8 protein-coding genes are annotated in these 19,445 nt (G+C 67.3%); 3 read left to right on the forward strand and 5 right to left on the reverse strand.

From position 1 onward, the window contains the following. The 3 genes from VIQ49_RS18100 to VIQ49_RS18110 form a co-directional block, all read right to left on the reverse strand. Nucleotides 1-13,485: amino acid adenylation domain-containing protein (locus VIQ49_RS18100; RefSeq protein WP_331887089.1), on the reverse strand; the 13,485-nt coding region annotated here is incomplete at its 3' end. A 349-nt stretch (nucleotides 13,486-13,834) separates the two neighbouring features. Next, nucleotides 13,835-14,260 carry a hypothetical protein gene (locus VIQ49_RS18105; RefSeq protein WP_331887091.1) on the reverse strand — a complete coding sequence of 142 codons (426 nt, stop codon included), beginning with the start codon at nucleotides 14,258-14,260 and terminating at the stop codon, nucleotides 13,835-13,837. Nucleotides 14,261-14,630: 370 nt separating this feature from the next. Next, nucleotides 14,631-14,957 carry a hypothetical protein gene (locus VIQ49_RS18110; protein ID WP_331887093.1) on the reverse strand — a complete coding sequence of 109 codons (327 nt, stop codon included), beginning with the start codon at nucleotides 14,955-14,957 and terminating at the stop codon, nucleotides 14,631-14,633. Nucleotides 14,958-15,243: 286 nt separating this feature from the next. Between VIQ49_RS18110 and VIQ49_RS18115 the strand changes: the two genes are divergently transcribed. From VIQ49_RS18115 to VIQ49_RS18125, 3 genes are all read left to right on the forward strand, one after another. Continuing rightward, the gene (locus VIQ49_RS18115) at nucleotides 15,244-16,272 is read left to right on the forward strand and encodes an ATP-binding cassette domain-containing protein (RefSeq protein ID WP_331887095.1); all 1,029 of its coding nucleotides are present in this window, start codon (nucleotides 15,244-15,246) and stop codon (nucleotides 16,270-16,272) included. Continuing rightward, nucleotides 16,269-17,102 carry an ABC transporter permease gene (locus VIQ49_RS18120; protein WP_331887097.1) on the forward strand — a complete coding sequence of 278 codons (834 nt, stop codon included), beginning with the start codon at nucleotides 16,269-16,271 and terminating at the stop codon, nucleotides 17,100-17,102. The genes VIQ49_RS18115 and VIQ49_RS18120 overlap by 4 nt, the downstream gene beginning before the upstream one ends. Nucleotides 17,103-17,428: 326 nt before the next feature. After that, complete coding sequence (locus tag VIQ49_RS18125; RefSeq protein ID WP_414731659.1) at nucleotides 17,429-18,388, forward strand: ABC transporter permease; 960 nt, start codon at nucleotides 17,429-17,431, stop codon at nucleotides 18,386-18,388. Between the two features lie 43 nt (nucleotides 18,389-18,431). Here VIQ49_RS18125 and VIQ49_RS18130 read toward each other — a convergent pair whose 3' ends face one another. Beyond that, nucleotides 18,432-18,659, reverse strand: coding sequence for an MbtH family protein (locus VIQ49_RS18130; protein ID WP_331887099.1), 228 nt, complete (start codon nucleotides 18,657-18,659; stop codon nucleotides 18,432-18,434). Between the two features lie 128 nt (nucleotides 18,660-18,787). After that, on the reverse strand, nucleotides 18,788-19,445 hold a 658-nt coding region (locus tag VIQ49_RS18135), incomplete at its 5' end, for a thioesterase domain-containing protein (RefSeq protein WP_331887101.1).

The following is a 19,445-nucleotide window of genomic DNA, read 5'->3' on the forward strand; positions in this document are numbered from 1 at the left end:
CAGTGTTCGCGAGGTCTGTTCGGTCCGATACCGGCGGCGCTGCTCATCGCTGAACGCAGCCAGACCGCGATGGGTGACCTCCACGCCCTTCGGCTTCCCGGTGGTCCCCGAGGTGTAGATGATGTACGCGCAGTTCGACACCCGCACTGCCGCGTGTCGCTCGGCGGCGCGGATCGGCTCACCCGGATGACGGTGGAGTGCCGGATCGTCGATGTCGAGCCAGTTGATCACCTCGGGCAGCCGCAGGGCATCAACCCGGCGCGTGATACCCACCGTCGCCCCCGAATCGGCCAGCATGTGGGACACCCGGTCAGTCGGATAGTTCGGGTCGACGGGCACAAATGCCGCACCGCTTCGAGCGACTGCCCACACCGCCAGCACCGATTCGATGCTGCGGGTGATACCCAGTGCCACCACGTCTTCCGGACCCAGGCCCCGGGCGATGAGTTCCCGGGCCAGGCGGTTGGAACGGTTGTCCAGCTCGCGATAGGTCATGCTCTGGTCACCGCAGATGAGCGCGATGCCGTCCGGGTTCCCGGCAGCCGCGTGATCGAGGAGATCGATCAGCGTCGCCGGCTCGGGTACCGGCCCGCCGCGCACGGGAACCAGTTCGGCGCGCGTCCGATCGTCGAGCAGATCGATCTCGCCGATGGGGACCTCGCTGTCGGCGACCATGCCGTCCAGGATCCGCAGGAGCCGATCGGTCAAGCGCTGCGCCGTCGGCTGATCGAAGATGTCCGTGGCGTACCCGAGGAACCCGGCCAGTCCGGCAGCCGCTCCGTTGTCATCCCACTGCTCGGTGAGTTCGAAAGACAGGTCGAACTTGCTGAACGCGGTGTCGACCGCACCGGGCGTCACCTCGAGCCCTTCGAGCTCGAAGGTGGGGCGGGCGTTGTTGTTCAGCCCGAACACCACCTGGATCAGCGGTGTATGCGCCGTCGAACGGCTCACCGTGAGCGCATCGACGATCTGCTCGAACGGAACGTCACTGTGGTCGAACGCATCCAGATCGCGGGCCCGCACGTCGGACAGGAAGTCCCGGACCGTCCGGTCCAGCGGTACGTCCGTCCGCAGGACCAGTGTGTTGACGAACATGCCGACCACCGGATCGAGTTCCGGGGCGGCGCGTCCGCCGACGGGAGTGCCGAGGGCGACGTCCCGGTCGGCGCCGCTGCGGGCCAACAGAATTGCCACGGCCGCATGCAGCACCATGAAGCTCGACAGACCGCTCGCGCCGGCCAGCGCCACCACCCGCCGATGCAGGTCCGCGGGCACGAAGAACAGGTGACTGCCACCCACGTCGCTGCGGACATTCGCCCGCGGACGGTCGGTGGGTATGCCGATCACCTCGGGCATGCCGGCCAGTTCCTCACGCCAGAAGTCCAGCTGCGCCGCTGCCGCACCACCGGAGGTGTCGCCGGCGCCGAAGTTCTTGTGCTGCCAGATCGCGAAGTCGGTGTACTGCACGGCAAGTGGCGCCCAGTCTGGTACCCGCCCCTGGCGGCGGGCCTCGTACGCGGTCAGCAGATCGGTGGCCATCGGACGCATCGACAGTCCGTCGGAGGCGATGTGGTGGACCACGATCACAAGCAGGTGCTGTTCCCGGGTATCGGCGCCCTCGCCGTGGTCGCCTGCGTCGGTGATGTCCGGGTCGGGCTCGATACGCCACAGGGCGGATCGGAACGGCACCGTGGTGGTGACGTCGAACCCGATGCGGGCAAACGCCTGCAGGCGTTCCCACACCTGATCCCGTGCGATCACATCGATCCGGAACGGGGGCAGTGCATCCATCAGCGGGACCACGACCTGCTCGGGACCGCCGGGGCCCTGCGGGTACACCGTCCTCATCACGTGCTGTCGTTCGACCAGATCGACCAGCGCCGCACCGAGGGCCTCGACATCGAGTTCACCGGTGAGCAGCAGGGTCATCGGGATGTTGTAGGCACCGGACTGCGGGTCATACCGGTTGATGAACCATAGTCGCTGCTGCGCCAGCGAGAGCGGGATCCGCTCGGGGGCAGGACCTTCGGGCTTGGCGAACCGGGCAACCGCTCCGGGAGCCCGACCGGTTCCCTCCGTCCGGCGCCGTTCGACCAGGTCGGCGAGTTCGGCCGGACTCGTCGCGTCGAAGACATCGCGCAGCCCGACGGTGGTCCCGAGGGCATCGGTCAGCCGGTTCGCCAGGCGGGCAGCGCTGAGCGAGTTGCCGCCCTGCTCGAAGAACGAGGCGGTGGCACTGACCCGGTCGACTCCGACGGTGTCGGCGAACACACCGGCGATGATCTCTTCCAGCGGAGTCCGCGGCGCCACGAACGACTCGCCGAGGTCCTGACCGAATTCCGGTGCGCGCAGCGACTTCCGGTCGATCTTCCCGTTCGGATTGAGCGGCAGCACGTCCATGACCACGATCGCTTCGGGAACCATGTAGTCGGGCAGCACCTTCGACAGTTCACCGCGGACCACACCCATGTCGAGGCCGCGATCTGCTGCCACATGGGCCGCGAGTCGCCGGTCCGACGACTCACCGTGTGCCGACACCACGGCCTGGCGAACACCGGGCACAGCGATCAGCGCCGACTCGATCTCACCGAGTTCGATCCGCAGACCGCGGACCTTGACCTGGAAGTCGCTGCGCCCGATGAACAACCCGTCCCCACCGGAGAGGCGGCGCACCAGATCTCCGGTGCGGTACATCCGGGCGCCCGGACCTCCCGCGGGGTCGGCGACAAATCGGCCGGCGGTGACGCCGGGCAGCCGCCCGTAGCCACGGGCGAGAGCCACGCCGCCGATGTAGAGCTCACCCACCACACCGATCGGCACCGGACGAAGTCGCTGATCGAGAATCTTGTGGGTGACGTTCGGGATCGTCTGTCCCAGCGTGATGGGTCCGATGTCGCGCGTCTCGCCCTGTGCATTGGGCTCGTGGTCGGCCAGCGGCACCCACCTGGCAGCGGTTGTTGCCGCGGTCTCGGTGGGCCCGTACATGGAGAGCATCGCGGTCTCGGTGCCGAGCAGGGTGCGATATGCGCGCGGCCCCAGCGCCTCACCACCGGTCGCCACGGTGTCGAGGGTCCTCAGCACGTTCCCGGAATCGAGTTCGGTGAGCAGTTCCAGAGCACTCGGAGCCAGATTCAGGAGCGAGATGTCCTCGGATCCGATGATCCCGAGGATTTCCTCGGGATCGAAACCCTCGGTGACCAGGCGGATCACACCGCCGACCCGGAGGGCGGTCCAGATGTTCTTCTGGGTGAGGTCGAAGCGCGGTGACGACGCGATGAGGACGGCGTCACCATCACCGAACCGGAGCTGATCGCGATACCAGCCCCACATGTTCAGCAACCCGCCGGCGGGCACCAGCGTCGGCTTGGGCCGTCCGGTGGATCCGGACGTGGTGATCACGTACGCCAGGCGCAGCTCGGCACCGGGCTCGGACCAGCGGTCCGGCAGCCCGGAATCGTCGAGCCGCCGCAGCGCATCGTCGGTGCCGGTGTCGCCGAGTTCGATCAATTGCCCACCGGCGCCGATGATCCCGGCGCGGAGGTCGTCGGTGACCACCTCGTGGCTCGCGACCACCACTCTCGCCCCGGCGTCGGCGACCACGGACGCCGCCCGGTCGGCCGGTGCGGTCGGATCCAGCGGGAGATATGCCGCACCCGCCTTCCAGGCGGCCAGCAGCCCGATGATCCAGTTCGCCGATCGCGCCGTGAGCAGCCCTACGACATCGTCGGGTCCGATGCCCCGCGAAACCAGTTCCCTGGCAAGTTGATTGGCGGCGGCGTCGAGCCCGAGCCGGGTGAGCGAGGCTTCCGGGCTGCGGACAGCCTGCGCCCCGGGGTTCTCCCGGACGCGCTGGTCCCACTCGGTGAGCGGGGTGGCGACGCCCGGTACCGCGATCTGAGCCGTGGCGGGAGTGCTGCGGTAGCCGGCGAGGTCGCGGCCGTCGAGCAGGCGGGCGGCATCCGCGATGACGTTGTCCAGTGCGACCGCAAAGCCGTCCGGGATCGCCACCAAGGTGGGAACCAGGCTCGTGAGCACCACCGACGCGATGGCGTCGGCGTCCATCCCCCGCTCACCGAGCGGACCCGCGAGCTGATCGAACCGATCCCTGAAGTCGCGGTAGGTGATCGCCGCGCCGTCGGCATCGAGCGCCACCGCATCGGGGGCGATGTCGACCGCGGCGGCGAGGAGCGCGGCCAGGTCCGCGGCGCTGTATCCGGCGACGGCCGGCACGGGGGCGACTGCGGATTCGCGGTCACCCTCTCCGAACCGGTCCTCGAGATGCTCGGCCTCGGTGAGGATGTCGATGTCCCCGACCACCGCGGCCGGGTTCGTGGCGACCGCACCGGCGAGTGTCTCGAAACGCGCGGCGATGGCGCTCACGGTGCCATGATCGAAAACATCTGTGGCGTACGTGATCCGGCCACCGAGTCGATGCCGCCCGTCGGCGTCGACGGTGTCTTCGATGGTGAAGGTGAGGTCGAACTTGGCTCCCTGGATCATCCCGTCGACGACGCCGACGGTCAGTCCCGGCAGGTCGACCGATGCGGCTTCGTTGTTCTCGAACGACAGCAACACCTGGAACAACGGCGAGTGCGACTGTTGCCGCCGCGACACCAGTGCACCGGCAACACTCTCGAACGGGATGTCGTCGTTGGCAAAAGCCGCGAGATCGGCTTCCCGGACCCGGGTGAACACCTCGTCGAAGGTGTCGGCGAGTCCGATCTCCGACCGCAGGACCACCGTGTTGACGAACATGCCGACCAGGTCGTCGAGCGCGACGTGCTCGCGCCCACCGACCGGCGTCCCCACCGTGATGTCCGACGAACCCGACAGGCGCGCGAGCAACGTCGCGACGATCGTGTGGACGACCATGAACACCGACGCCTGACGGCGCTGCGCGTAGGCGCCCAGCGCGGCCACCACATCGCCCGGAATCGTCACCGGCACCGACGCACCCTGCATCGTCCGGCGCACCGGACGCGGACGGTCCAACGGCAGATCGATGACGTCCGGCACACCCGCCAGCGTGGTACGCCAGAAGTCGAGTTGGCGAGCGGCAAGCGATCCGGCATCGTCCGGTGAACCGAGGACCTCCCGCTGCCACGTCGCATAGTCGACGTATTGCACAGGAAGCGGGGTCCAGGTGGCCCGGGGATCGGTGCCGGTGGTTCGCGCCGCGTACGCGGTCACCAGATCGCGGGCCAGCGGAGCCATCGAGGCCCCGTCGGCGACGATGTGGTGGACAACCACGATCAGCAGGTGCTCGGCACCCGAACGTAGGAGCCGGGCCCGCACCGGGGGCCGGTCGGTGACGTCGAAGCCACCGCGCGCGAATTGCTCTGCGGTGGAGAGCATCTGCTCCTCGTCGGCAACGTCCACCGGATCGAGCTCGAGCTCGACCGCTGCCGCGGGCAGCACCCGCTGGTACGGCCCATGGGCGGTATCGGGGAACACCGACCGCAGCGACTGCTGCCGCTCGAGCACATCGAGGATCGCCGCCTGCAGGGCGTCGACGTCCAACTCGCCGAACAGCCGCAGCGGCAGGACGATGTTGTAGGCGGGAGACTGCGGATCAAGACGGTTGAGCAGCCACATGGCCTGCTGGGCCAATGACAGCGGCGGCCGCTCCCCCGCAGCGCCTGCCACGAGTTCGGGCACGATGTCATCATCCGCCGCGACGTCGAGGCGCCGGGCGAGCGATTCCACGGTCGGGTTCTCGAAGATCTCGCGCACCGCCACCCGGCGCCCGGCCTGGGCACTGATCCGGGCCGCGGCCTTGGTCGCCACCAGAGAGTTGCCGCCGAGGTCGAAGAACGAGTCGCTCACGCCGATCGATGTCAGTCCGAGGACCTCCGTCAGCACGGCGGCGAGCATCCGCTCGGTCTCGGTGGACGGGGCCGCACCGGTCGACACCAATGCCCCCAGGTCCGGTTCCGGCAATGCGGACCGGTCGAGTTTGCCCGCCCGGGTCAGTGGCACCTCGGACAGGAACACGATCACAGCCGGCACCATGTGCGAGGGCAGCCGCTCACCGACAAACTCTCGAACCACGCTGGTGTCCAACGGCTTCGATGCCAGCACGTGGGCCACCAGGGTGGTGACGCCCGAGGGCAATACGGCACCCGAGGTGACCGCGAAGTCGATGTCGGGGTGCGCGGCCAGCGCGGCATCGACCTCACCCAGTTCGATTCGGAAGCCGCGGACCTTGACCTGGAAATCTCTGCGCCCGACGTAGCTCACCTCGAGATCACCGGATCCGCCGCGGACCCAGCGCACCACATCGCCGGTCCGGTACATGCGGGTCCCGGGCGCACCGTGAGGGTTTCCGATGAAACGTTCCGCGGTCAGCGCCGTCCGGTTGTGGTATCCGCGGGCGATCGCCGGACCGCTCAGGAACAACTCACCGTCGACCCCGACCGGGACCGGTTGCAGGCGACGGTCGAGAACGAGTGCGCTCAGACCTCGCACCGGTGAACCGATCGTGACCACACCTGCCGGGTCGATCGGCCCCGCGATGGTCGCGACAACCGTTGTCTCGGTGGGGCCGTACGCATTGAACATCCGACGGCCCGGCGCCCATCGCGCCACCAATTCAGGCGGGCAGGCCTCGCCACCGACGACCACGGTCTCGAGCGAGTCCAGGCCTGTGGGGTCGACGGACGCGAGGGCGGCGGGTGTGACAAACGCGTGTGTGACGCCGTGGTCGGAGAGGAAATCGTGCAGTTCGGCGCCACCATAGATCCCGGTCGGTGCGATCACCATCGTGGCACCGTGTGCGAGGGCCAGCATCAGCTCGAGGACGGACGCGTCGAAGCTCGGCGAGGCGAAGTGCAGGGTGCGCGAATTCCCGGTCAGCGCAAAGTGATCCGACTGCTCGTGCATCAGGTTCGCCAGCCCGCCGTGGGTGACGGTGACGCCCTTCGGCAATCCCGTGGTGCCGGAGGTGTAGATCATGTAGGCCGTATGGGCGGTACGGACCGGGGAGGTTCTCTCGGCGTCGGTGACCGGCGCGTCCGATACCTGCGACATCGCGGCGGCGGCCCCATCGGAATCGAGTTCGAGCCAGTCGAGGGTATCCGGCCGCGCGGATCGCCACAGAGATGTCGAGAGGCCGTAGACCGCACCAGAATCGGTGAGCATGTGTGCGATGCGTTCGGCCGGGTAGTGCATGTCGACGGGCAGGTAGCCGGCGCCGGTCTTCGCCACCGCCCACAGCCCGACCAGGAATTCGATCGAGCGACCCATCCCGAGCGCGACGATCTGGTCGGGACCGACGCCACGCGAGATCATCAACCGGGCAAGGGCATTCGACCTGGCATCGAGTTCGGGGTAGGTGATCGAGCCTTCCGCCGACACGGCGGCGTCCCGATCGGCCCCGGCCGCAACCGCCTCGGCGAGCAGTTCGGGGAGTGTCGCCGCGGCGGTGTCCCCCGACCCGTACCGGCCGAGGAGTTCGGCTCGCTCCGGCGTGGCCAGCACGTCGAGCCGACCGACACGGACCGAAGGGTCTGCGGCGATCTGTCCCAGCACCCGGGCAACCATCTGCAGGATCGACTCTGCCCGGTCGTGGTCGACGACCGATGGCAGGTATTTCGCCGAGAGTCGCAGCCCTGGTTCGTTTGTCGCGATCAGCGTCAGCGGGTAGTGGGCGGCGTCGAGGACATCGGCCCCGGTGACGGCCATCCCGTCGATCGCGGCGGCCGCGGCCAGCGCGCTGCGATCGAGTGGGTACGACTCGTACACCATCATGGTGTCGAACAGGGCTTCGGCGTCGGTGGTCGCGGTGATGTCCGCGAGGCCGACGGTGTGGTGGTCGAGGAGTTCGGTCTGTTCGTGGCCCAGACGTTTGATCAGCTCGCCGAGGTCCGCGTCGTCGTCCAGGCGCACCCGCACCGGCAGTGTGTTGATGAAGAGGCCGAGCATCGACTCGATGCCCGGGACCTGCGGCGGACGGCCCGAGACCGTGGTCCCGAAGATCACGTCGTCGCGACCGGTCAACCGCGCCAGCACGATTCCCCAGGCGGCCTGCAGAACGGTGTTGAGGGTGGTGCCGGAGTTGCGCACGTGCTCCGTCAAGCGCGCCGTGACGTCGTCGGCGATGTCGACGTCGAGCACCTGCGGAACCTGGCCGGCGTCACCGATGGTGGATGCCGCAGCGAGCGAGGTCGGTTCGCTCACACCGGCGAGTGCGGCCGCCCACGCTGACGATGCCGCGTCGGCGGACTGAGAACGCAACCAGCGCAGGTAGTCCCGGTACGGAGCTGGTGGGGTGAGTGTTGTCGCATCCCCGCCGGCGCGGTAGATCGCGAGCAGATCACCCATGAAGATCGGCAGGGACCATCCGTCGAGGAGTATGTGGTGATTGGTCACCACGAATCGATACGACGATTCGTCGCATTTGATCATCATGAACCGGATCAGCGGCGCTTCGTGCATCTCGAACGGAGCGACCCGATCCTGGTGTGTCAGTTCCGCGACCCGTGCTTCCCGGTCATCCTCGTCGACACCGGACAGATCGTGGTCGGTCCAGGGCGCGTCCACACGCGGCACGACCACCGACAGCGGTGTGCCCTCGGCACTGGTGACAAAGGCGGTGCGCAGGTTGGGATGCCGGTCGATCAGGGCCTGCGTGCTGCGCCTCATCCGGTCCGGGTCCACACCTGTCAGGTCGAGCACCATCTGCGCCGCATAGACGTCCAGCCCGCCCGCGGCCAGTTCGGCGTGGAACAGCAATCCCTGTTGCAGGGGCGTCACCGGCCACACGTCGGCGATGAGATCGAACCGTCGCTCGATCTCGTCGATCTCGCTCTGCCGAAGGTCGACCAGTGGCAGGTCGGAGGGGGTCCGCCCGCCCGCCTCTGGCGACACTGCGTGCAGCGCAACCGATTCCAGTGCTCGATGCCAGAGTTCGAGGAACCGGTCCACGGAGTTGTCGTCGAGCAGCGCCGCCGGATACTCGATCGTCGCGGAGAACTGTGGGCCCGCCGCCGATTCGGTCACCATGGCGTTGATGTCCAGTGCGGTCCGGACCGGGACCGCAGTGCCCCTGGTCCCCCGCAGGGCGTTTTCGCCGTCCGGGATCCATGGACCCGACATCCCGGTGCCCGACAGCCGTCCCAGGTAGTTGAAACCGATGACGGGCTCGGCGAACTGCGACAACTCGGAAGCGCCCGCGTCGTTCAGGTACCGAAGCAGTCCGTAACCGACTCCGCGCCGGGGTACGGCCGCGAGCTGTTCTTTGATCGACTTGAGCAGATCGCCCGCCGCGGACCCGCCGGCGAACACGTCGTCGACATCGATGCCCTCCGTGCGAAGAAGGACCGGGTACGCGGTCGTGAACCAGCCGGCGGTTCGTGAGAGATCGGATCCGGCGAGCAACTCTTCCTCGCGGCCATGGCCTTCGAGCGCCACCACAACCGACCGCGCCGACGGTTGGGGTGCACCGTTCCCCGCCCCCGACCGCACGCGCCGCTCGTCCGACCAGGACGTCGCAGCCAGCGCCAGAGCCGCGAGCAACCCGTCGTTCACGCCGCCGTGGAATGCCTGCGGCACCCGCGTCAGCAAGGCATCGGTGATCTCGGCGGGGAGTGTCAACTGCCGGCGCCGCAGTGTACCCACCCGATCCCGTTCGGGATCGATTCGCAGATCCGGCTCGTCGATCGCGGCGAGCACCGAACGCCAGTGGTCGAGCTCGTCGGTGAGTTCCGGCCGCGTGGAGAGCTCGGTCAGATGATGGGCCCAGCGACGCATGGAGGTACCGGTCGGGGCCAGCACAACCGGATCGCCGCCGGCGGCCGCCGCCCACGCGGTTGCCAGATCCGGCAACAGGATTCGCCAGGTGACGCCGTCGACGGCGAGATGGTGGAGCACGATCAGCAGGCGATGACCGACGTCGGACGCCCAGGCCCCGGACACCACCGTGACCGAGATGATCCGCCCGGATGCGGGGTCCAGCGACTCGGTGGCATCGAGGGCAGCGGCGGCGACGGCCTCGTCGAATGCCGCCGCGCCGGGCCCGGAGTCCACGGTGATCTCCGATACCGGAACGGATCTCGCCTCTGCGACGGGGTCGACGATGTGATGGAGCGTTCCGTCCCCATCGGCGACCAGTCGCGATCGCAAAATGTCGTGATGGGCCACCACTGCGGACAGCGTGCGGTCGAGTAGCTCGGTGGAGAAGGGTTCCGGGGCCGGGACCAACACCGACTGCGAGAACGCTCGCACGTTCTCTGGTTCGTCCGCCATCCACCACATGATCGGGGTGAGCGGCAACTCTCCGACGCCGCCGCCCGGCAATTCGTTGACAACCGACGCCGAACCCTCGTCTCTGGCGACCGCGGCGAGGGCGCCGATGGTGTTGTGTTCGAACACCTCTCGGGCGGTGAAGTGCAGTCCCATCGCCCGCGCCCGGGAGACGAGCTGGATGGACATGATGCTGTCGCCGCCGAGCGCGAAGAACGAATCGTCGAGCCCGATCTCCGACTGTCCGAGCAGGTCACCGACCAGGCCGGCCAACGCCCGTTCCCGATCTGTCGTCGGTGGCCGGAATGCGGTGGTCCGGGCCGAGAAATCAGGTGTCGGCAACGCCTTTCGATCGATCTTGCCGCTGGGACCCAGTGGCATCTGCGGGAGCTCGATGATCGCATCGGGCAGCATGTAGTCCGGGACGAGGCCTGCCGCGGTGGTCATCAGGGCAGCGGTGTCGATGGAGTCCTCGGTACCGGCGCCGACGACGTAGACCACGAGGCGCTGACCGTGTTCGCTCTCGTGGACGGTCACCACTGCCTCGCGCACCGCGGTGTCCGAACGCACCGCCGATTCGATCTCACCGAGCTCGATCCGGAGCCCACGGACCTTCACCTGGAAGTCGCTGCGTCCCAGGTACTCCAGGGACCCGTCGGCCGACCAGCGGACCAGATCGCCGGTGCGGTACATCCGCGTTCCCGCGGGTCCGTAGGCCGATGGCACATATCGCTCGGCGGTCAGCTCGGCTCGGCCGAGGTAACCGCGGGTGAGCTGGTCCCCCGACAGGTAGAGCTCGCCGACCGCGCCGACCACACACGGCCGGAGCCGGCGGTCGAGGACCCAGGCCTGGCAGTTCCACACCGGACGGCCGATCGGGACACCTCGTTCGACGTCCGGTCCGGTTGGTGCGAAGGTGGCGTGAACGGTGAACTCGGTGGGGCCGTAGAGATTTTCGACCCGGACGCCGGGAAGATCCCGGGCCGCCTGGCGTGCCAGATGCTCGCCGAACGCCTCACCGGCCACCAGCAGCAGACGCAGCGTGCCCGGGTCGACGGAACCGTTCTCGCCGAGGAAGAGCTGCAGCATAGAGGGTACGAACGACGTGGCGGTGATCTGCTCCGCGGTGATCACGTCGAGCAGGTAGTCCGGGTCCAGATGCCCGTCGGGCCGCGCGATGACCAGGCGCGCCCCCACGGTCGGCGCGAACAGCTCCCACACCGAGACGTCGAAGGTCGTGGGAGTCTTCTGCAGCACGACGTCGTCGTGGCCGATCCCGTAATGCCCGGCCAGCCAAGCCATCTGGTTGGCCACGGCGCGGTGTGGAACCGCCACGCCCTTGGGCTTTCCCGTCGAACCTGAGGTGAAGAGAACGTAGGCCAGACCGTCCGGGCGCAGCCTGCGTTCATCGTCGGTCAACGGTCCGTCCGCGTACCCGGAGAGGTCGATTCGGGCGAGGTCGATCAGGTCGGCACCGGAGTCCGCGACCACGGCGCGATCATCGCCGGTCACAACGACACAGCGAGGCGCGGCGGTCCGCAGGACATCGGCGGTCCGGCTGCGCGGATGGTCCGGATCGATGGGCACATAGGCGCCGCCGGCCTTGAGCACCGCGTACACAGATGCCACGAGTTCGAGGCTGCGCCGCAATGCCACGCCGACGGTGACGTCGGGCCCGACCCCGGCGGAGATGAGATGCCGTGCGAGCCGGTTGGTCCAGGAGTCGAACTCGGCAAACGAGACCCGGCGGGGTCCGTCGACAAAAGCCGTTGCCTCCGGGGTTTGCCCGACCTGGTGTTCCCACATCCGGATCAGGTCGGCGGAATCGATCGGGTGCTCGGTGTCGTTCGGTTGCACCATGGTCGCCGCCAACTCGGCGGGTGATCCCAGCGGGAGGGACCCGACCGGGGTGTCGGGACCGGCCGCGAGCAGCCTGCCGAGAAAATCGGTGAACCGCTGGTGGTGCGTGGTGAGTTCGGCTTCGGTGTACAGCTGCGGGTTCGCCTCGAAATCCACCCGCAGGTTCGAGCCCGAGACGCCCGGATACAGGTTCATCGACAGGTCCTCGACCGGACCGGTGGTGAGAACGTGCAGGTGCCCCACCACGTCGCCGAGTTCCAGGACGGGATGGAACATCATCAGGTTCACGGACGGACCGAACAGGCCGCGCCGGCCGGCGCCCTGGCCGATGTCGCGGCTGGTGCCCTGACCGATGTCGCGGCGGATGTCCTCGTGCCGGTAGAGCTGGCGCCGCAGTGCACCCGTCAGTTCGGTCTGGACATCGGTGATGAGCCGGCTGATCGTCGTGTCGGGCGCCACCGTCAGGCGCAACGGCACGATGTTGGAGACCATTCCGCCCGCGCGGCGGAGTTTGGCGGTGTTGCGGCCCGAGACGGGCAGGCTCAACACCACGTCCTCGCTGTCGGTCATCCGCGCGAGGTAGGCCGCAAAGGCCGCGATCACAGCCGGCGCAGTGCTGCCGCCGGACTCCCCCGCAGCCTCGTCCAGGTGCGCGGCGATGTCGTCGGGCAGCGTGGCCGAGGCGAGTTGTGAATGGTCGCCGGGTCCGGCGCGACGCTGGGACAACGAGAGCGGGCCAGGGAGGTCGACCGTGCGCTCCGACCAGTACTCGCGGTCCTTGGCGAAACGATCCGAGTCCCGGTACTTGCGTTCGTCGGCGACAATCGCCGGCAGTGCGGCGGCCTTCACCGGCGCCGGCTCGCGGCCGGCCACCAGAGCCGTGTACACCTCCGCGATGCGCGTGACCGTGTTCATCGCGCCGAACCCGTCGAGCGCGATGTGGTGGGTACGGACGTACCAGAAGTAATGGTCCTCGCCGAGGCGCAGCAACGCGCTGACCGTCAGCCGGTCGGCCAGCAGGTCGACCGGTCTGCGGTAGTCCTCACGCATCCATCGCTGCGCGGCGGAGTGCGGATCCTGATCCCCCGACAGGTCCACGAACTCGACGCCGTCGTCGATCGAGTTGTCGATGTACTGGAGCGGTAGCGCATCGGTCTCGACCAGGCTCAGGTAGGCCGATCCCATCTCACGCCCAGCCACCTGGGACGCCTCGCTCAGGAGGTCGGCATCAATGTGCCCGACCAATTCGACGTACTGGGCGATATTCATCGGAATCGCACCCAGAGCCTGCTGGGCGAAGTATATCCCGCGCTGGGCGGCCGATATATCGAAAAATGAATCCAAAGGCAAATCCAGCGATTCGTCGGAGCGACCGGCACTCAAAAGCTATCGCTCCTAACTCGAACGTGCATGCTCGCCTCGGGACACAAAAAGGACAGCCTACATGCTTCAACCGACCCCAGTTCCCATCAGCTCCGCGCAATACATATCACGCCTGATCAGAGGTCATTTCCCACACTAATAAGGTAATCAGGAAAGGATAGTTAGCCCAGGAAATATCGGCGGACAAGTCACGACCAGACGACCGGCCCCATCGGGCAGGCGGGCTCACTCGCCGGGCCCGCAGTTGCGCACGCCCAGCAGGGCGGAGTCAGAAACGGCGCTGTGAGGCAGCCAGAGACGATGTGAACGCGCCGGATGACGTCACGGCGAACAGAAGGTCAGGAGTCGGTCAGGCGCCGGACAGGCGGCTGGCGATGACGCGGAGATCGATCTCACTCGTCCCGGTGGCACGCAGCGGCTCAGCCGGCGCGGTGGCGTCGTGTAGATCCATGATGTCGGTCGATATGGTGCCCACGGCCCCGTCGACAACCGAGGCAACGACCACCGGGTCGGACTCCCCACCCAACGCCGGCAGGCCCGCGAAGATCGCCGCGACGACCGCCGATCGATCGTCCATCCGCTGACCACGGATCACCGGCATCATCAAATTGATCGCGGCGTCGAGGTCACGGTAGTTCAGGGCACGGTCGCGGTAACGCGCCACGATGCGTTCCGGGGTCGCCGCGGCGATCCGGGCCACCGCATCGGGCAACTCGACCGGTCCAGTGGTCGAATTCGCCGATTGCGCGCGGGACTGAGCTGTTGACGTAGCCATGTGCACTCCAAACCTGGGCATACTCCGCTGACTCGAAGAGGGCCTGCACCGCCCATCGTCACAGGACATGCTTCAGAAGAAAAGGCATCAGGCGAACCCGTTACATCACCGAAATATTGAACGCGTCACATCTGATCGCGTTACCGCAGGTCAGCGACTCGACGTTCAACACAGTCCGCCGACAGACATATCGCTTCGCACGCATTCGTCACCGACGGGCGGCCCGGATTGCCCACGGCAGGGGTGATCTTGTCCACTCACATCACCCGACGAATCAGGGTGGGCGGCGCAGGTTCACCCGCACCCCGTCGCGCGGTTAGGAGCCGGCGGCCGAGACGGGCGAGAGCCGAGGGTCAGAATCCCTGGAGACTCAGGCTTCCGACAGAACGACGAGCGCACGGAACCGGATCGCCGCGAAGGCTTCGGCGAGTGCACTGGGCCCGGATGCGGCGAGTCTCGGAACGGTTGTCATCACCGCGACTGTCAGCGCGGAGTCGTCGATGCGCGGGGAACCGGTCATCGCGGTTGCCGCCCCATGGGCACGCGCACGCAGTTCGGCGAAGGTCACCGCGAAGTCGCTTCCGACCACTGCGGGCCGGTCGGGCAGCGCATCCGCGGCGGCGGTCACCAGCTGGGCCAACGGACGGGCTTCACGCCGGTCCCGGAGGCCCTTGGTGCCGACTGTGGCATTCGCCACTTTGCCATCACTTCGGAGTTGCGTTGCCACAATGCCCGCCCTTTCGCGACCTGCTCATCGAGTCCGACTTATCGTTGTGATAAGCGCGAGCGACCACCTGGGATATTCTCCCACATTCAGGTCGCTAAACCAGTCATTACCCAATCAAATAGAAATATTGCATTTCCCGTGGGGCCTATCGCCGCATAGCCGCTTGGCGTTACGGACAGATTCTGCGCTACTTTCGATAAAGACAAGATAAGGGCGATCGCGTCGCCGCATTACCATAACGACGACGGGATCAACAATGCATGCAAGGCACAGCGATGGTGCCCGAGCGCGCCGATCAGGCGAGTTCGAGGGGCCTCCGGATGCGCGGTCGCACAGCGTGGTGGCCGACGGTCTGGTGAAGCGGTTCGGCGACTTCACGGCCGTCGACGGGATCAGCTTCGAGGTGCCGACCGGCACGGTGCTCGGCCTTCTCGGACCCAACGGCGCCGGGAAGACGACCACGGTCAACATGCTCGCGACATTGCTCACACCGGACGAGGGCACCGCGCGCATCGCCGGCTACGACGTCGTGCGGGAACGGGCCGCGGTCCGCGCCTCGATCATGTTGACCGGTCAGTTCGCCGCCCTGGACGAGTCGCTGACCGGACGCGAGAACCTGGTGCTGTTCGGCAAACTGATGGGCCTGAGCAAGTCCGAGTCGGCGCAGCGTGCCACCGAACTCCTGGAGGCCTTCGACCTGGTGGAGGCGGCCACGCGACGCGTCGGGAAGTTCTCGGGCGGAATGCGCCGGCGGATCGACATCGCCTGCGGTCTGGTTGTCCGGCCCGAGGTCGTCTTTCTCGACGAACCCACCACCGGACTCGACCCTCGCAGCCGACAGGACGTGTGGAACATCGTCACCTCGCTGCGGGATCTGGGAATCACCACTGTGCTGACCACGCAGTATCTCGAGGAGGCGGACCTGCTCAGCGACCGCATCGTCGTGATCGACAAGGGCCGCGTGATCGCCGAGGGTACGGCCACCGAACTCAAGGAGCAGGTCAGCGGAACCTTCTGCGAGGTTGTCACGAGCGATCCCGACGACCTCGCACGGATCAAAGTGCTGTTGACCGAACTCGTTCCGGCCGATCAGATCCGGATCGATCTGACCCGGAACTCGCTGACCCTGCCCGCGGCGAAATCGACACAGACGCTTGTCGAGGTGGTGCGCCTCACCGACGGCGCCGGGTTCGAACTCACCGACGTGGGTCTGCGCCGTCCGTCTCTCGATGACGTGTTCCTCAAACTGACGGAAGGCCCGGCGAGCGCCGCGGAGCCCGTATGACAGTCACGAGCCCCGACCGGACCATTTCCGCACGGACGGCGATCTCCGCCGGTGGTCGCCGGCCGACGATCAGGCCCGGCCGCCAGTGGCTGGCCCTGACCCACCGGTCCATCATCGGTATGACGCGACACGGCGAGTTCTTCCTCTCCATCACCGCGCCGGTCCTGCTGACCCTCTGCTTCTACATCCCGCTGCGGACCATCATGGATGGCTACCCCGGCATGGACTACGCACAGTTCCTGATGCCGGTCATCTGCCTTCAGTCGGCCGGATTCGTGGCGACGTCGGCCGCGATGCGCGCGGCGACGGACAGCAGCACCGGCCTGACCAGCCGGCTGCGCAGTATGCCGGTCAACGCGATGGTCCCGCCGCTGGCCCGGCTGGCCTCGAACGTCGTTCTGCTCGTTGTCTCGCTGACGTGGGCGATCATCTCTGGTTTGGTGATCGGTTGGCGGCCGACCTCCGGAGTGGTCGACTTCCTCGGATTCATCGGCGTGGCAATGGTTGTCGGGCTGCTTCTCGCGTTCGGCGCCGACACCATCGGAGCCATCTCGAAGAACCCGGCGGCAACGAGCCAGGCCCTGGCCCTGCCCCAGCTGATCCTGGGCATGCTGTCGACCGGATTCATCCCGGAAGAACGGTTCCCCGACTGGATCCAGCCGTTCGCCCGCAATCAGCCGATCTCGCAGTTCACCGAACTCATGCGCGGATTCGATGCCGGAGAGGTCACCTGGGACCTGGCATTCCCGTCCCTCTGCTGGGCCGCGGGCATCGCCGCGGCCGGTATCGCCGCCGTCACCCTCGTCACCATCCGGAGCAGTCGGGGATGAGCAGGCACAGAGGCGACGACGGCGCCCCCCAACAGCACTGGTGGCGTACCGATGCCGACGGCACGGCTCCGCGGAGGCGCCGCGCCCGCTCCGACGAGCAATCCGGACACGGACCGCAGGGGCTGGAACGGGCCGACGACACCGGCTCCTTTCACACCCTGGTCGGACCGTGGACATTGCTCTCCCCGGGAGCTGCGGCAGCCGACTGGACTGCCGAACATCTCACCGATCGGCGCGCACCGGCAAACGGATCCGGTGGGCAGGGACGCCCACTGACCCGGATCACCGATCGGTCGGCCCTCGATCCGCCGGAACTCACCCCGGCGATGCAGCAGGCCCCCACCGTCCGGCTGGACCTCGGCCAGATCGCGGCAGCACATGCCGAGGCGGAGGTCCGTGCGCACACTCAGGTCCAGGCTTCAGCTTCGGCCCCGGAGCCGACCGCCCCAACCCTCACGAGATCCACCGAGGCCGCGACACGATTCCCGACCGCCAGGCCGACGAGCGAGCGGGGCGCTCGCGCCTACCTCGCGCATACGAAGATCCTCAGCGGACGGCAACTGCGGGTTGTCACCCGGGACCGCCTCACGCTGCTGCAAAGCCTGCTGTTCCCGTTGCTGAGCATGATCATGTTCAAGGTGGTTCTCGGCGACGCGATCGGTGGCGCCACCGGAGAGAACAGCGCGTACGGCACAGTTCCCCTGGTGATACTGGTCGGGGCGATGTTCGGCTCGCTGGCCGTCGGGACGCGAATGATCAGTGAACGTCACACGGGGCTGCTGACCCGGCTGTACGTCATGCCGGTTCATCGCGGCGCCGATCTGACATCGCGGATCGTCGTGGAGATGCTGCGGATTCTCGTCAGCACACTGGTGATCACAACGGCCGGGATGCTCATCGGCTGGCGCTTCGATGAGGGATTGCTGCCCGCCATCGGCATATTCGCAGTGGCGCTTCTCTACGGCGCGGCCTACTCGACCATCGTTCTCACGGTGGCGATGTCGGCGTCGAACGCTCCCCTGGTGCCCATCATGTCCCTGTGCACCAGTCTGCTGATGTTCTTCAATTCGGGCTTCTCGCCGGTGGAGGCCTACCCGGAGGTGCTGCAGCCGCTGGTCGAGAACCAGCCGATGACGTGTGCCATCGAAACCATGCGGGCTCTGGCGGTGGGAGGTCCGGTGGCGGAAAGTCTCACCAAGACCGTGATCTGGGCGGTCGGCGCCTTGGCCGTCTTCGCCTATCCGGCGCTACGCGGGTACCACCGAGCGGCCGCGGCGCGCGATTGACGTCGCGGCCCGCTCGGGGCGTTCACAGCTTGTCGAAAAAGCGTCAGGACTTGTTGGCTTCGTCGGCTTCCATCGCCGCGATCAGGCTCGCCGGACGCAGGTCGGTCCAGTTCGTCTCGACGTATTCCAGACATGCTGCCCGGCTGTCCTCGCCGAAGACCTTGGTCCATCCGGCGGGGATCTCTGCGAAGGTCGGCCACAGCGAGTGCTGGTTCTCGTCGTTGACGAGCACGAAGAAACGGCCGTCCTCGTCGTCGAATGGGTTGGTCATGTTGGTGCTCCCTTCCACTCTGGATATGCCAGGAGTGATGTTGGCTGTTTGTTGTCATCTCGGATCCCGCGGTCAACCGGGTCCCGGTGAGGGTCCCGGCCTTCGGATCACGCTCACCGAATCGGCCATCACCGGTCAACACTACGTGACCTGTGGGCGAGGAACTCCGTCAACATCGGGCTCGCCTCTGACAGCGCGCCGGTGTTCATCATCGCCCAGTGCGTGGCCTCGATGCTGTGGTGGATCACCTCGCCCGACACCGCTGCTCGCCAGGCGCGAGGCGCCACCGTGTCGTCGTCACGGCCCGACCCCGCGGTGAACAGGAGGAGATCACCATCGATGGTCGGCGGTTCGTAACGACGCATCAGTGTCATGGACGTGGTGGCCGTGGCAATCATCTTCTCGAGCCATTCGCTTGTCACCGCAGCGAAGGCCGGGCCACCTGTCTCACGGAGTCTGGCGGCCACGATGTCCGGTGAATCGAGTACGGGATCGACACCCATCCCCGCGGGCAGGCCGAGCCCCGCGACGATCTCACTGGGCGCGACACCTTCCTCTCCAAGGGCTTTCGCCGACTCCCCGGGGAAACTGTCGAACATCACGAGCATCTCGACCTCGTGCCCGTCGCGCTGCAGGCGGGCCGCGACCGCGTGTGCGATCACGCCGCCGAGCGACCATCCCAGCAAGCGGTACGGACCATCGGGCCGGACGGCGCGGATCTCATCGGCGTAGCGGGCCGCGATCTCCTCGACGGACGCCGGATGCCAGTCACCGGTCGCCGCCGGC

This window comes from Williamsia sp. (assembly GCF_036566845.1).
Classification (GTDB): domain Bacteria; phylum Actinomycetota; class Actinomycetes; order Mycobacteriales; family Mycobacteriaceae; genus Williamsia.

Excerpts from the sequence above, each read along its gene's own strand:
- VIQ49_RS18125 (WP_414731659.1), top strand. The coding sequence starts at position 17,429 with ATGCAGCAGGCCCCCACCGTCCGGCTGGACCTCGGCCAGATCGCGGCA.
- VIQ49_RS18105 (WP_331887091.1), bottom strand. The coding sequence starts at position 14,260 with ATGGCTACGTCAACAGCTCAGTCCCGCGCGCAATCGGCGAATTCGACC.
- VIQ49_RS18130 (WP_331887099.1), bottom strand. The coding sequence starts at position 18,659 with ATGACCAACCCATTCGACGACGAGGACGGCCGTTTCTTCGTGCTCGTC.
- VIQ49_RS18120 (WP_331887097.1), top strand. The coding sequence starts at position 16,269 with ATGACAGTCACGAGCCCCGACCGGACCATTTCCGCACGGACGGCGATC.
- VIQ49_RS18115 (WP_331887095.1), top strand. The coding sequence starts at position 15,244 with ATGCATGCAAGGCACAGCGATGGTGCCCGAGCGCGCCGATCAGGCGAG.